The sequence below is a fragment of the Dyella sp. 2RAB6 genome (assembly GCF_052115385.1).
Taxonomy (GTDB): domain Bacteria; phylum Pseudomonadota; class Gammaproteobacteria; order Xanthomonadales; family Rhodanobacteraceae; genus Dyella_D.
Map to the genome: position 1 here is coordinate 1 of NZ_JBFRGP010000027.1, position 13,443 is coordinate 13,443.

Sequence of the window (13,443 nt, forward strand, 5' to 3'; positions counted from 1 at the left end):
CCCAAGAGAAAGCTAAGCAAAGAGAAGGGCACCCTGCTTGGCGCCCTCCGATGGCAAAGCCATCGGAGGGTCCGTGAGGGCTGGCCGGGCTTTTTGACAGGGCATCCATGCCCTGATCAAAAAGGCGGGGACGTCCTGTCCCCGCCCCCCTGCGGGGGCCTTTTCGTCCAGCCCTCACCGCCGGCGCCAAGGGGACCCGGTAGATCAAGAGCGAAGAGCAAGATCAAAAGCGCGCAAGCGGAACGCGGCGGCTTTGCCGCCGGCTCTTTGGGGGTGGGTACGACCTCTTTCCAGTTGCCAGGGCCGCCCCTGGCTGGCATGGTTCCGGGCTTTCCGCTGCGCTCCGGAGCGCTCCGATGTCGTTGATCCGTTCGCTGTTTGCCGTGAAGCCTGTCGAGGCCTCGCTCACTGCCGATGATTCGCTGCGGCGGACGCTGGGCTTGAAGGAATTGATCGTGCTGGGCGTGGGGGCGGTGATCGGCGCCGGTATCTTCGTGATCACGGGGCAGGCGGCGGCGGAGCATGCGGGGCCGGCGTTGACGTTGTCGTTTGTGCTGGCGGGGTTGGCGGCGGCGCTGGCGGCGCTCAGTTATGCGGAGTTCGCGGCGATGCTGCCGGTGTCGGGCAGTGCATATGTGTACGCCTACGCCACCTTTGGCGAGTTGCTGGCCTGGTTCATCGGCTGGAATGTGGTGGCGGAATATCTGCTGGCGGTGTCGTCCGTGGCGGTGGGCTGGTCGGGGTATGGCGTGGGCTTGCTGAAGAGCCTGGGCATGCAGGTGCCGGCGGCGTTGTCGAATGCGCCGCTGAGTTTCAAGGACGGGCATCTGCAGTTGACCGGTGCGCTGCTGAATCTGCCGGCGCTGCTGGTGGTCGCGGCGCTGACCGCGCTGCTGTATCGGGGGACCAGGCAGTCAACGGCGTTCGCCAGTGTGGTGGTGGCGTTGAAAGTGATCGTGGTGGTGCTGTTCGTGGTGTGCGGGCTGCAATATGTGGATCCGTCGCTGTGGCATCCGTATGTGCCGGCGAACCAGGGTGGCGATCACTACGGCTGGTCTGGCGTGTTCCGCGCGTCGACCAGCGTGTTCTACGCCTATATCGGCTTCGACGCGGTGGCCACGGCAGCGCAGGAGACGCGTAATCCGCAGCGCAATGTGCCGGCGGGCATCCTGATTTCGCTGGCGGTCTGCACGGTGCTGTACATCATCGTGGCGGCGGTGCTGACCGGGCTGGTGCCGTATGCCCAGTTGGGTACGGCCGAGCCGGTGGCGACGGCGCTGGCGGCGCATCCGCAGCTGGCGTGGCTGAAGCTGCTGACCCAGGTGGGTGCGGTGGCGGGCCTCACCTCGGTGATCCTGGTGATGCACATGGGGTTGTCGCGCATTCTCTACAGCATGGCGGGCGACGGGCTGCTGCCGACGTTCTTCGGCGCGGTGCACGAGCGTCACCAGACGCCTCATCGCACCACCTTGCTGGTGGGTACGGTGGGCGGCATTCTCGCCGCGGTGTTTCCGCTCAGCCTGCTCGGCGACCTGCTGTCGATGGGCACGCTGCTGGCCTTCGCCACCGTGTGCATCGGCGTGCTGGTGCTGCGCCGGTCGCATCCGAACCTGCCGCGCGGCTTCCGCGTGCCGGCCGCGCCGGTGGTGTGCAGCCTGGGCGTGCTGGTGTGCGGCTTCCTGCTGGCGCAGATGAACCTGGCCAACTGGATCCTGCTCGGCGCGTGGACCGCGCTGGGCATGCTGATCTACATCGCCTACGGTTACCGGCACAGCCGGATGCGCGGGCGCGGCTGAGCGCTGCGCCCGCGGCCTTGCGCTTCAGGAAATCCGGAAGCGCTCGTTGCCGTCCGGCTGCTCGATGAAATGATCCAGGCCGGTCACCTTCAGCGGGTGCAGGTTGTAGTCGACGTGGGCGATGTCCAGCAGCGGCGGCGCGTCCTGCGCCGAGCTCGGAGAGATCGCGCCCGATGCTGTGGACGGGGCGTCGCCACCGTTCGGGACGACGGTGAGTGGCGTGTTGGGAAGTGTCATGGCTGGACTCCTGCGGCGTCTTGCATGCGTCGCTGGCGTGTTTCCGCGCGGCAGCGCGGAAGGCTGCACTTTGCGTCCCTGCCTGAAGCGGTGACTGCGCCGGGGAACCGGGGTGGTTCGGCGGTCGGCGGGGCGGTCGGCCCGGCTTCGTCCTGCTGCTACCCTTCGATGCGCGCCGCTGGAGAAGGGTTGCGCGGCGCGGGCGAAGCTGAAGCGTCGATCGGATGGAGGTCGGCGCTTCCGATCGTGGCTGTAGTTTAGGCCCGCGTCGCAAGAAAAAACCCGTGTCGAAGGGCATGACGGAAATTGCCTGCGGGCGAGGGGTTTTGGCCTCGTTGATGCTTGACGCGGGGCGCCGAACGGACGTCCAAAACAGCGTCTTTAAAACAGCAGCCCCTGATCGAGCATGATCTTCACCGGCGCGAAACTGCGGCGGTGTTCGGCGCAGGGCCCCAGCCGCTGCAGCGCCTCGAAATGCGCCGGCGTGGGATAGCCCTTGTGCGCGGCGAAGCCGTAGCCGGGGTACTGCGCTTCCATCGCCACCATCAGGCGGTCGCGGGTGACCTTGGCCAGGATCGAGGCGGCGCTGATCGCCGGCTCCAGCGCGTCGCCGCCGACGATCGCGCGGCCGGGGCAGGGCAGGTTCTTCGGCAGCGCATTGCCGTCGATCCAGGCCTCGTGCGCGACCAGCGACAAGCCGGCGACGGCGCGGCTCATGCCGGCCATGGTGGCCTGGAAGATATTGAGCTGGTCGATCTCCGCCACGCTCATGGCGACGATGCAGTGCGCCAGCGTGTTGGCGACGATCAGCGGGTACAGCGCTTCGCGCCTGGCTTCGGTGAGTTTCTTCGAATCGTTCAGGCCGTCGATCGGGCGCGTCGGATCCAGGATCACCGCGGCTACCACCACCGGACCGGCGAGCGGACCGCGGCCGGCTTCGTCGACGCCGGCGATATGGCGCAGCGCTTTGCCGCTCATCGCGGCCGCTCGATCAGTTCGCCGATCGCATCCGCTGCGTGATCGCCTGCTTCGCCTTCCAGCTCGCCGCGCAGCGCGCGGTGCAGTTGCTCGAACGCGGCGACGATCTCGCCGCGGCGCTGGCTGTCGTGGAACAGCGCGAGCACGGCGGCGGACAATTTTTCCGGCGTGCAATCGTCCTGCATCAGCTCCGGCGCAAGCATCGCCTGGTCGCCCATGCCGCAGGCACGGGCCAGGATATTCGGCAGCGCGTAGACGTCGGTCTTGAGCATGTTCAGCGCACGCGCGATGCGGTAGCTGATCGGCGACACCCGATAACCGACCACCATCGGGCGCTTGGCCAGCATGGCTTCCAGCGTGGCGGTGCCGGAGGCAAGCAGCACCACGTCGGCGGCGAGCATGGCTTCGTGCGCGCGGCCATCAAGAAGAATGGGCGTGTCGTCGTTGCTGGGGCCGTCGCCGAGCATCGCTTTGAGCGTCGCGTACACGCGTGCGTTGGCGGCGGGGATCACGATGCGCAGGCCGGGCAATTGCGCGGCGACGCGGCGTGCGGCGTCGAGGAACAAGCGGCCCAGTTTGGTCACTTCGGACGAGCGGCTGCCCGGCAGCACGGCGAGTACCGGTGCGTTCTGCGGCAGCTCGAGGAAATCGCGCGCGCCGACGCGGTCGGAGACCAGCGCGAAGCGGTCCGCCAGCGGATGGCCGACGAAGCGGGCGTCGACACCATGGCGCGCATAGATCGCCGGTTCCATCGGGAACAGGCACAGCACGCGGTCCGCGCTGCGGCCGATCTTGGCCGCGCGTTCCTCGCGCCAGGCCCACACCGAGGGGCTGACGTAGTGCACGGTGCGCAGGCCGGCGGCACGCACGCGCTGCTCGACGCCGAGATTGAAGTCCGGTGCGTCGATGCCGACCACCACCGCGGGTTTCGCCGCGAGCAGGCGCGCCACCAGTTCCTTGCGCAGGCGCAGCAGGCGCGGCAGGTGGCTGATCACTTCGGCCAGGCCGAACAGCGACAGTTCGCGGATGTCGTACCAGGATTCGAAACCCTGCGCCTGCATGCGCGCGCCGCCGATGCCGACGAAGCGGGCCTCGGGGTAGCGTTTGCGCAGCGCGACGATCAGGTCGGCGCCGAGCTGGTCGCCGGAGTCTTCGCCGGCGATCAGCGCGATGACGATGGGGGCTGGAGTCGCCGCGCTCATCGCGCCAGCGCGCGCTCGCTGCGATCCAGGAATTCCAGCATCGCGCGCACGTCGTCGCTTTCCTGCGCCAGCGACACCAGCTGCTCGCGCGCGTCGGCCTGGGTGAGGCCGGCCATGTACAGCGTGCGGTAGGCGCGCTTGATCGCGGCGATGCGGGTCGGGTCGAAGCCGCGGCGCTTGAGGCCTTCGCTGTTGATGCCGCGCGGGCGGCCGCGCTGCTCGTTCGCCATCATCACGAACGGCGGCACGTCGGAGCCGACCAGGCAGCCCATGCCGATGAAGGCATGCGCGCCGACCTTGCAGAACTGATGCACGCCGGAGAAGCCGGACATGATCACGAAGTCGCCGATCTCCACATGCCCGGCCAGCGCCGAGTAGTTGGAGAACACGGTGTTGTTGCCGATCTGGCAATCGTGCGCCACGTGCACGTAGGCCAGCAGCCAGTTGTCGTTGCCGATGCGGGTGATGCCGCCGCCGTCGCCGGTGCCGCGGTTGACGGTGACGAATTCGCGGATCAAGTTGCGGTCGCCGATCACCAGCTCGCTGTGCTCGCCCTGGAACTTCTTGTCCTGCGGCGCGCCGCCGAGCGAGGCGAACTGGCTGATGCGGTTGTCGCGGCCGATGCGGGTCGGGCCTTCGATCACCACGTGCGGACCGATCACCGTGCCCTCGCCGATCTCCACCTCGGCGCCGATCACGCTGTAGGCGCCGATGCTGACGTTGGCGTCCAGTCTGGCGGACGGGTCGATCTGTGCGGTGGGATGGATCGAGCCGGGCTGGCTCGGGCTGGGCTCGCTCATTTGTCGGACCTCGCCGCGCAGACCAGCTGGCAGGAGGCGACCTTCTTGCCATTGACGCGGCTCTCGGCCTCGAACATGCCCATGCCGCGCAGCAGGCGCAGCAGCTTCACTTCCATATGCAGCTGGTCGCCCGGCACCACCGGGCAGTAGAAGCGCGCGTCGTCCACCTTGGCCAGGTAGAACAGCGGGCTGCCGGTGTCGCCCTTCATGCGGCTGCTGATCTGGGTGAGCAGGCCGGCGGTCTGCGCCATGGCCTCCACGATCAGCACGCCGGGCATCACCGGATGGCCGGGGAAATGGCCCTGGAAGAACGGCTCGTTCATGGTCACGTTCTTCAGGCCCACCACGCGGCGGTCCGGCTCCAGCTCGATCACCCGGTCCACCAGCAGGAACGGATAGCGATGCGGCAGCAGCTTCTGGATCTGCTCCACCGTCACCGGCAGGTGGAAGGGCTCGGTCTTGTCACTCATTGTTGCTGTCCTTCTCCAGCGCCGAAAGGCGGCGCACGTACTCATCCAGGTGCTTGAAACGGGCCGCGTTGCGCCGCCACAGGCGGCTCTCCTGCAACGGTACCCCCGAGGAATACTCGCCGGGCTCGCGGATCGAATGGGTCACCAGGCTCTTGGCCGTAATGGTAACCCGGTCGGCCAGCTCCAGATGGCCCAGCACGCCGGCGTTGCCGCCGATCATGCAGTAGCGGCCGATCTTCGCGCTGCCGGCCACCGCGGCGCAGCCGGCCATGGCGGTGTGCGCGCCGACGTGGACGTTGTGGGCGATCTGGATCTGGTTGTCCAGGCGCACGTCCTCTTCCAGCACGGTGTCTTCCAGCGCGCCGCGGTCGATGGTGGTGTTGGCGCCGATCTCGCAGTCGTCGCCGATGCGCACGCCGCCGAGCTGGGGCAGCTTGATCCAGTGGTCGCGATCGAAGGCGAGGCCGAAGCCGTCCGAGCCGATCACCGCGCCGGGATGGACCAGCACGCGCTTGCCCAGCGTCACGCGGGTGACCAGGGTGACCCGCGCGACCAGCCGCGACTGCGCGCCGACCGTGCAGCCGGCGCCGACGATGCAATGCGGGCCGAGCACGGCGCCGTCTTCGATCACGGCGCCCTCTTCGACCACGCAGCAGGGGCCGATGCTCGCGCCGGGCGCGACGCGTGCGGCGGGCGAGACCACGGCGCTGGCATGGATCCCCGCCGGTGCGGCGGGCAGGCGCTCGAACAGCGCGGCGATCCTGGCGTAGGCGACGTAGGGGTCCTTGGCGATCAGCGCGGCGGTGGGGCAGTCGCCGAGGTTTTCCTCGCGCAGCACCACCACGCCGGCGCGCGAGCCCGTGAGCTGGGCGCCGTACTTGCCGTTGGAAAGGAAGCTGAGCTGGCTGGGACCGGCGCCGGCGAGCGTGCCCACGCCGTCGATGACGCGCTGGCCGTCGCCCTGGAAGGCGAGGCCGAATCGCTCGGCCAGCTCGGCCACGGTGTATTGGAAGGTGCTCATGCGGGCTCCCTGGCGGTGCGGGCATTGTAGGGCGTGGGGGCCGCGACGTCTTTCCGCACGGGCAAAAGAAAGCGCGGCCGAGGCCGCGCTTCCGGGGTGTTGCGGTGCCTGATCCGGCGCTGCCCGATCCGGCCGGCGGCGAGCTTAGAACTGGCTGCCGAAGGTGAACTGGATGCGCTCTTCGTAATGGCGATCTTCCTTCTTGGAGCGGATCGGCATGGCGAAGTTGATGATCAGCGGGCCGATCGGCGCCTGCCACTGCAGCGACAGACCGGTCGAGGCGCGCAGGTCCGAGGCCTTGAAGCTGCTGTAGTCCTTGTACACGTTGCCGACGTCGACGAACCACGACACGCGGGCGGTGTTGATGTCCTTCAGGAACGGCAGCGGGATGAACACCTGCGCGGTACCCAGCACCTTGAACGCGCCACCGACCGGCTGGGCGTTGGTGTAGTAGCCGCCGCTGCAGCGGCCGTCCTTGTCGGCCTGCAACGGCTTGCCGCTGGCGTCGGTGCCGACGCAAAGCTTGGGGCCCAGGGTGTTGTCCTGGAAACCGCGCACGTCGCGCACGCCGCCGGAGTAGTAGTTCTCCCAGAACGGGAAGTCGATCTTCTGACCCTTGATGTAGTCGCCGAAGGAGTGGTCGTACTCCTGGCCGTAGGTCTTGCCGTAGCCGACCTGGCCGTCCAGGTACAGCACGAAGCCGCGGCCGATCGGCCAGTAGTGGTTGGCCTCGCCGAAGATCTTGTAGTACTGCACGGTGGAGCCGGGCAGGGCGATGTCGGTCGACAGCGTCATCATGCCGCCGCGGGTCGGCGCCCAGTAGCCGTTGCGCGTGTCGTGGGTCCAGCCCAGCTGGCCGGTCCACGAGTGGATGGTCTTGTGGCCGATCGCGTTCTGGTAGTCGATCAGCTGCTGCGGCGACAGGCTCTGGGTGACGATCTGGCCGGTGGAATCGTAGGCCTGGTAGTCCAGGTTGATCTTGTTGCTGCTCAGGCCAAGGCCGGCGCGCAGGCTGTCGAAGTCGGTGATCGGGATGTTGAGGAACGCCGAGAACGACTTCTGGCTGCTGGTGAAGTTGACGAAGTCGCTGTTGGCGTCGCCGTAGTCGCTCTTGCTGTACGCGGCGTTGTAGCCGATGCCGATGCCGCTGTCGGTCAGGTAGGGATTGAAATAGGTGGCGCTGACGCTGGTGACGTAGTCGCTGCGCTGCGCGGACACCGAGAAGCTGTCGCCGGTGCCCAGGAAGTTGTTCTGCGACACCGAGGCGGACAGGATGATGCCGGAGTACTGCGAGTAGCCCACGCCGAACATCAGGCTGCCGGCGGACTGTTCTTCCACCTTCACCGTGAGGTCGACCTGGTCCTCGGTGCCGGGCACCAGCTTCTTGTCGATGTCGACCTTCTTGAAGTAGCCCAGGTGCTGCAGGCGGATCTTCGAGCGGTCGATCGCCGGCTGCGAGAACCAGCTGCCTTCGAGCTGGCGCATCTCGCGGCGCATCACGTCGTCTTCGGTGCGGGTGTTGCCGTTGAACACCACGCGGCGCACGTACACGCGCTTGCCGGGCTCGATGTAGAAGGTGAGGTCGACGGTGCGCTTGTCCTTGTCCAGCTTCGGCACCGGGGTGACCTTGGCGAAGGCGTAGCCGATGCTGGCCAGGATGCTCTTGATCGCGTCCGAGCTGGCTTCGATCGCCTTGCGGTTGAAGGTCTGGTCCTTCTTCTGGAACACCAGCTGGCGCAGCGTTTCTTCGGGCAGCACCAGGTCGCCGAGCAGGTGGATGTCGGAGACGCTGTAGATCTCGCCTTCCTTCACCGCGGCGGCGATGTACATCTCGCGCTTGTCGGGGGCGATGGTCACCTGGGTGGAATCCACGCCGAAGTCGGCGTAGCCGCGGTCCATGTAGTAGGACTGCAGCTTCTCCAGGTCGCCGGAGAGCTTTTCGCGCGAGTACTGGTCGTCCTTCGAGTACCACGACATCCAGTTGCTGGTGCTGGATTCGAAGTCCTTGCGGATTTCCTTGTCGGTGAACGCCTTGTTGCCGACGATGTTGATCTCTTTGATCTTGGCGACCTTGCCTTCGCGGATCTCGATTTCGATCGCCACGCGGTTGCGGTCCAGGTTGGTCACGTGCGGCTCGACCGACACGTTGTACTTGCCGCGGTTGTAGTACTGGCGGATCAGTTCCTGCTGCACGCGGTCCAGCGACAGGCGGTCGAAGGTCTCGCCCTCGGACAGGCCGATCTCCTTCAGGCCCTTGCGCAGGTCGTCTTCCTTGATGTCCTTGTTGCCGCGCAGGGTGAGCTTGGCGATGGACGGGCGCTCGGTGACCTTGATCACCATGATCTCGCCTTCGCGGTCGATCTCGACCTCGCTGAAGAACTTGGTCTGGTACAAGGCGCGGATCGCGCGCTGGGCGGCGTCCGCGGTCAGGCGGTCGCCCTTGTTGACCGGCAGGTAGTTGAGCACCGTGCCCGCAGAGATGCGGCTGAGGCCATCGATGCGAATGTCGGAAACGACGAACGGCTCGAACGCAAGCGCGTTGGCGGTGAGTGAGGCAAGCAGGATCAGGGCGGCGATACGCTTCATCGTCGATTCCGTTGTTTATGCGGACGCAGCGGCCGCGACGGCCACTGCGAGTAAGAGTTGAGACAGGAACCTTCCCCGCCTCGAAAAAAAGCGCGCGCCGTTCGCGAGCGCGGCGGAGGACATTTCAACGTTTGGCGCCGCGACCTGGGCGACATCAGTCGCCTTGCCGCGGGCCGGTCGTCCCCCGACGCAGGCGTTGGGCGCGCACGTCACCAGTACGTGCTTCACAAGAACAGGCTGCGATGGATGTCGTTGTAGAACGCCAGACCCATCAAGGTGAACAACAAGGCGAGGCCGATGTATTGACCGGCCATCATCGTGCGCTCACTCAGCGGACTGCCCTTGACCAACTCGATAAGGTAATACAGCAGGTGTCCGCCGTCCAAGACGGGGATGGGCAGCAGGTTCAATACGGCCAGGCTCAGCGAGACCAGGGCAAGGAAGCGCAGGAACCAGGCCAGCCCCATGCTGGCCGAGGCGTTGGCCACCTGGGCGATGCCGATCACGCCGGACAGGTTCTTGGTCGAGGCCTGGCCGGTGACCATCTTGCCGATCATGTTGAACAGCGAGACGGTGTTGTCCCAGGTCGCGGTCAGCGAGGCGGACACGGCGGCGACCGGCCCGTAGCGGCGCACCACTTGCTCGGCCTGCGGCGGCGACACGCCGATCAGCCAGCGCGACGGCTGGCCTTCGATCGATTCCATGCGCGCGTTGACCGTGAACGCGAGCGGCTTGCCCTGGCGTTCGACGGCGATGGCCAGCGCCGGCGACTTGGCCGCCTGGGCCGCCACCAGCAGCGAGAACGCCTCGAAGTCGGCCACCGGCTGGCCATTGACGCTGACGATGCGGTCGCCGCCCTGCAGGCCGGCGGCGGCGGCAGGGAAGCCCGCTCTCACCACGGCGGCGACCGGTGCGGCGGGCGCGGTCTTGATGCCGAGCTTTTCCAGGTACTGGCCGATGTCCTGGCCGGCCGGCAGCTGGTTCAGCGGCAGCGTGAGCAGACGCTCCGCGCCATCTCCGCCGCGCACGCGCAGCGGCAGCGGCTCGCGGCCGAGCAGGGCGTTGGCCATGGCCTCGTAGGCGTCGCTGAGGGTGTCGACGGGCTTGCCGTCGACGGCCAGCACACGGTCGCCCGGGCGCACGCCGGCCTCGGCGGCCATGCTGTGCGGCACGGCGGTGACGATGGGCGCGGCGTCGGGCATGCCGACCACGAACATCGCCCAGAACGCCACCAGGGTGAAGATCAGATTGAAGGCCGGGCCGGCCACCACGATGGCGATGCGCTGCCACACCGGCTTGTGGGTGAACTCGCGGCCCTGGTCGGCCGGATCGACCTCGCCTTCGCGGGCGTCCAGCATCTTGACGTAGCCGCCCAGCGGGATGATGGCGACCTGGTATTCGGTGCCGTCCTTGCCGATGCGCTTCCAGATCGCCCGGCCGAAGCCCACGGAGAAGCGCAGCACCTTGACGCCACAGCGGCGCGCGACCCAGAAATGGCCGAACTCATGGAAGGTCACCAGCACGCCGAGCGTGACCAGCAACCAGAAGACCGGACCGAAAATAGAGTTCATCTGCAAGAGCTTATCAGCATGCGTTGCGGAGAACGCGGCGGGCGGCCTCGCGGGCTGCCCGGTCACGTTCAGTAAGGGACCGGACATCGACCACAGCTTGCGGCGGCAGTTCCATGAGTACGCTTTCGACCACGTCGGCGATCGACAGGAACGGCAGGGCGCCGGCGAGGAAGGCTTCCACCGCCACCTCGTTGGCCGCGTTCAGCACCGCGGTGGCGTCGCCGCCCGCGCGCAGCGCCTGGAAGGCCAGGGCGAGGCAGCGGAAGGTGGCCAGGTCCGGCGCCTCGAACTGCAGCGTGCCGTGGGCGGCCAGGTCCAGCGGCGGCACGCCCGAGTCCACCCGCTCCGGCCAGGCCAGTGCGTGGGCGATCGCGGTGCGCATGTCCGGGTTGCCGAGCTGGGCCAGCACCGAGCCGTCGACGTAGTCGACCAGGGAGTGGACCAGACTCTGCGGATGCACCAGCACCTCGATCGCGTCGGGCGCGGCCTGGAACAGGTGGTGGGCCTCGATCACTTCCAGGCCCTTGTTCATCAGGGTGGCCGAATCGACCGAGATCTTGCGGCCCATCGACCACTTCGGATGCCGGCAGGCTTCGTCCGGGGTGATCGCGGCCAGTTCGGCGCGGGTGCGGCCACGGAACGGGCCGCCGGAGGCGGTCAGCACCAGCCGGCGCACGCCGCTGCGCGCCAGCTCGGGGCGGCCGCCCGGCAGGCACTGGAAGATGGCGTTGTGTTCCGAATCGACCGGGATCAGTTCCCCGCCGCCTTCGCGCAGGGCGGCCAGCAGCAGCTCGCCCGCCATCACGATCGATTCCTTGTTGGCCAGCAGCAGGCGCTTGCCGCTGCGCGCGGCGGCCAGGGTGGAATCGAGGCCGGCGGCGCCGACGATGGCGGCCACCACCGTGTCGCACAGCCCGCCCGACACCGCGGCAGTGATCGCGTCATGGCCGGCGGCCACCTCGCAGCGCACGCCGGCGGTGGCGAGGCGGCGGGCCAGTTCGCCCTCCAGCGCCGGGTCGCCGATCACGGCCAGCTCCGGCCGGTGCTTCTCGCACAGCGCGGCGAGCGCTTCCACCTGGCGGTGGGCGGCCAGCACGCTGGCGCGGAAACGGTCCGGGTGGCGCGCGATGACGTCCAGCGTGCTGCCACCGATGGAGCCGGTGGCTCCCAGTACCGCGATCTGCCGGGGCTTGCTCATAGACCCAGCAGCAATTTGCCGGCGGCGAATACGGGCAGGGCGGCGAATACGCTGTCCATACGGTCCAGCAGGCCGCCGTGGCCGGGGAACAGGCTGCCGGAGTCCTTTACCGCGGCATGCCGCTTCATCAGGCTTTCCAGCAGGTCGCCGACGATCGAGGCGACCACGGTGACCATCGACAGCAGGATCAGGCCGACCAGGTGGGTGCCGCGCACGTCTAGCAGCCAGCCGCCCGCGCCCGCCACCAGTGCGCCGGCGACGAAGGCGCCGTACACGCCGGCCCAGGTCTTGCCGGGGCTGATGGTCGGGGCCAGCTTGCGCTTGCCGAACAGGCGGCCGCTGAAATAGGCGCCGATATCGGCGGCCCACACGATGACCAGGGCCAGCACGGTCCAGCCATGCCCGTGCGGCTGGTCGCGGTGGATGCTCATCGCGGCCACCCAGGACGGTACCAGCACCAGCGCGCCGGCGCCCAGCTTGAACAGCTGGTTCTCGCGGGTCGGCGCCGCGCCAAACGCAAAATGCCGGAGCCAGAGACAGGCTACCGCCCACCACAGCACGCCGGCGCCGATCAGCACCGGCCACAGCGCGGAATCGCGCGCCCACCACAGCAGGGCGAACAGCACGGCGGCGACTGCCAGCAGGCCGATGCGCACGCCCAGGTCCTTCAGGCCGGACAGGCGCGTCCATTCCCACAGCGCCATCAGGAAGGCCAAAGACACCAGCGGCGCGAACACATGGGTCGGCGGCCACAGGATCAGCAGGATCGCCAGCGGCGCGAGCAGCAATGCGGTGAGGGTTCGCTGAAGCAGCATGCGGGTCCCTGGATTAGGCCTTGACGGCGACCTGTGCGCCGGTACGCCCGAAACGGCGCTCGCGGCGTGCATATTCCTCGATAGCCTGGCGCAGGCAAGCCTGGTCGAAGTCCGGCCACAAGGTGTCGGTGAAATACAGTTCCGCGTAGGCGGCCTGCCACAGCAGGAAATTGCTGATGCGCAGCTCGCCACCGGTGCGGATGAACAGGTCCAGCGGCGGCAGGTCGGCCAGGCTCATCCAGTGGCCAAGCAGCTTTTCGTCGATCTCGTCGGCGCGGAACTCGCCGCGGGCCACCGCTTCGGCGGCCTTGCGCGCGGCCTGCACCACGTCCCAGCGGCCGCCGTAGTTCACCGCCACGTTCAGGTGCAGCTTGTCGTTGCCGGCGGTATGCGCGATGGCCTGGGTCATGCGCTGGCGCAGGCTGGGGTCGAACGCACCCAGGTCGCCGACGAAGCGCATGCGCACGCCGTGCTGGTGCAGTTCTTCCACTTCCTTGTCCAGCGCGCGCACGAACAGCTCCATCAGTGCGCCGACCTCGTCCTGCGGACGCTGCCAGTTCTCGCTGGAGAAGGCGAACACGGTGAGCGCCTGCACGCCTTCGCGCAGGCAGCCCTCGACCACTTCGCGCAAGGCCTTGCGGCCGGCGTTGTGGCCGAAACTGCGCGGGCGGTGGCGCGCCTTGGCCCAGCGGCCGTTGCCGTCCATCACGATGGCGATGTGGCGCGGGATGCGCGCGGCGTCGGCGCCGGTCATGCTGTGGGGAACGAT

At 67.9% G+C, this 13,443-nt stretch carries 12 protein-coding genes; 1 reads left to right on the forward strand and 11 read right to left on the reverse strand.

Annotated features, from left to right (window positions below):
• The first annotated feature begins 356 nt into the window (after positions 1 to 356).
• Positions 357 to 1,796, forward strand: a complete 1,440-nt coding sequence (locus tag AB4083_RS21205; protein ID WP_441610497.1) for an amino acid permease — start codon at positions 357 to 359, stop codon at positions 1,794 to 1,796.
• 24 nt (positions 1,797 to 1,820) lie between these two features.
• On the opposite strand, the gene AB4083_RS21210 is transcribed toward AB4083_RS21205, so the two are convergent.
• From AB4083_RS21210 to uppS, 11 genes are all read right to left on the reverse strand, one after another.
• On the reverse strand, positions 1,821 to 2,033 hold the full coding sequence (locus AB4083_RS21210) for a hypothetical protein (RefSeq protein WP_441610498.1): 213 nt from the start codon (positions 2,031 to 2,033) through the stop codon (positions 1,821 to 1,823).
• A 381-nt stretch (positions 2,034 to 2,414) separates the two neighbouring features.
• Complete coding sequence (gene rnhB / locus AB4083_RS21215; RefSeq protein WP_441610499.1) at positions 2,415 to 3,011, reverse strand: ribonuclease HII; 597 nt, start codon at positions 3,009 to 3,011, stop codon at positions 2,415 to 2,417.
• Positions 3,008 to 4,213, reverse strand: a complete 1,206-nt coding sequence (lpxB, locus tag AB4083_RS21220; protein ID WP_441610500.1) for a lipid-A-disaccharide synthase — start codon at positions 4,211 to 4,213, stop codon at positions 3,008 to 3,010. The genes rnhB and lpxB overlap by 4 nt, the downstream gene beginning before the upstream one ends.
• Positions 4,210 to 5,013 carry an acyl-ACP--UDP-N-acetylglucosamine O-acyltransferase gene (gene lpxA / locus AB4083_RS21225; RefSeq protein ID WP_441610501.1) on the reverse strand — a complete coding sequence of 268 codons (804 nt, stop codon included), beginning with the start codon at positions 5,011 to 5,013 and terminating at the stop codon, positions 4,210 to 4,212. The genes lpxB and lpxA overlap by 4 nt, the downstream gene beginning before the upstream one ends.
• On the reverse strand, positions 5,010 to 5,483 hold the full coding sequence (gene fabZ, locus AB4083_RS21230; RefSeq protein WP_441610502.1) for a 3-hydroxyacyl-ACP dehydratase FabZ: 474 nt from the start codon (positions 5,481 to 5,483) through the stop codon (positions 5,010 to 5,012). Before fabZ ends, lpxA begins: the two co-directional genes overlap by 4 nt.
• A complete protein-coding gene (gene lpxD, locus AB4083_RS21235; RefSeq protein WP_441610503.1) occupies positions 5,476 to 6,504 on the reverse strand; it encodes a UDP-3-O-(3-hydroxymyristoyl)glucosamine N-acyltransferase in 1,029 nt (342 codons plus the stop codon). The genes fabZ and lpxD overlap by 8 nt, the downstream gene beginning before the upstream one ends.
• Before the next feature lie 144 nt (positions 6,505 to 6,648).
• Entirely contained in the window at positions 6,649 to 9,090 is a 2,442-nt protein-coding gene (gene bamA / locus AB4083_RS21240) for an outer membrane protein assembly factor BamA (RefSeq protein WP_441610504.1), read from the reverse strand.
• 224 nt (positions 9,091 to 9,314) lie between these two features.
• The gene (rseP, locus tag AB4083_RS21245) at positions 9,315 to 10,661 is read right to left on the reverse strand and encodes an RIP metalloprotease RseP (RefSeq protein ID WP_441610505.1); all 1,347 of its coding nucleotides are present in this window, start codon (positions 10,659 to 10,661) and stop codon (positions 9,315 to 9,317) included.
• A gap of 13 nt (positions 10,662 to 10,674) precedes the next feature.
• Positions 10,675 to 11,859 carry a 1-deoxy-D-xylulose-5-phosphate reductoisomerase gene (locus AB4083_RS21250; protein ID WP_441610506.1) on the reverse strand — a complete coding sequence of 395 codons (1,185 nt, stop codon included), beginning with the start codon at positions 11,857 to 11,859 and terminating at the stop codon, positions 10,675 to 10,677.
• Complete coding sequence (locus tag AB4083_RS21255) at positions 11,856 to 12,674, reverse strand: phosphatidate cytidylyltransferase (RefSeq protein WP_441610507.1); 819 nt, start codon at positions 12,672 to 12,674, stop codon at positions 11,856 to 11,858. Before AB4083_RS21255 ends, AB4083_RS21250 begins: the two co-directional genes overlap by 4 nt.
• 13 nt (positions 12,675 to 12,687) lie before the next feature.
• Positions 12,688 to 13,428 (reverse strand): polyprenyl diphosphate synthase, encoded by a 741-nt coding sequence (gene uppS / locus AB4083_RS21260; RefSeq protein ID WP_441610508.1) that lies wholly within the window; start codon positions 13,426 to 13,428, stop codon positions 12,688 to 12,690.
• Between the last annotated feature and the right edge of the window lie 15 nt (positions 13,429 to 13,443).

What these genes read in the sequence shown, in the direction of transcription:
- AB4083_RS21250 (WP_441610506.1), bottom strand. Translation starts at nt 11,859, where the DNA reads ATGAGCAAGCCCCGGCAGATCGCGGTACTGGGAGCCACCGGCTCCATC.
- lpxA (WP_441610501.1), bottom strand. Translation starts at nt 5,013, where the DNA reads ATGAGCGAGCCCAGCCCGAGCCAGCCCGGCTCGATCCATCCCACCGCA.
- AB4083_RS21210 (WP_441610498.1), bottom strand. Translation starts at nt 2,033, where the DNA reads ATGACACTTCCCAACACGCCACTCACCGTCGTCCCGAACGGTGGCGAC.
- bamA (WP_441610504.1), bottom strand. Translation starts at nt 9,090, where the DNA reads ATGAAGCGTATCGCCGCCCTGATCCTGCTTGCCTCACTCACCGCCAAC.
- fabZ (WP_441610502.1), bottom strand. Translation starts at nt 5,483, where the DNA reads ATGAGTGACAAGACCGAGCCCTTCCACCTGCCGGTGACGGTGGAGCAG.
- lpxD (WP_441610503.1), bottom strand. Translation starts at nt 6,504, where the DNA reads ATGAGCACCTTCCAATACACCGTGGCCGAGCTGGCCGAGCGATTCGGC.
- lpxB (WP_441610500.1), bottom strand. Translation starts at nt 4,213, where the DNA reads ATGAGCGCGGCGACTCCAGCCCCCATCGTCATCGCGCTGATCGCCGGC.
- rnhB (WP_441610499.1), bottom strand. Translation starts at nt 3,011, where the DNA reads ATGAGCGGCAAAGCGCTGCGCCATATCGCCGGCGTCGACGAAGCCGGC.
- AB4083_RS21255 (WP_441610507.1), bottom strand. Translation starts at nt 12,674, where the DNA reads ATGCTGCTTCAGCGAACCCTCACCGCATTGCTGCTCGCGCCGCTGGCG.
- AB4083_RS21205 (WP_441610497.1), top strand. Translation starts at nt 357, where the DNA reads ATGTCGTTGATCCGTTCGCTGTTTGCCGTGAAGCCTGTCGAGGCCTCG.
- rseP (WP_441610505.1), bottom strand. Translation starts at nt 10,661, where the DNA reads ATGAACTCTATTTTCGGTCCGGTCTTCTGGTTGCTGGTCACGCTCGGC.
- uppS (WP_441610508.1), bottom strand. Translation starts at nt 13,428, where the DNA reads ATGACCGGCGCCGACGCCGCGCGCATCCCGCGCCACATCGCCATCGTG.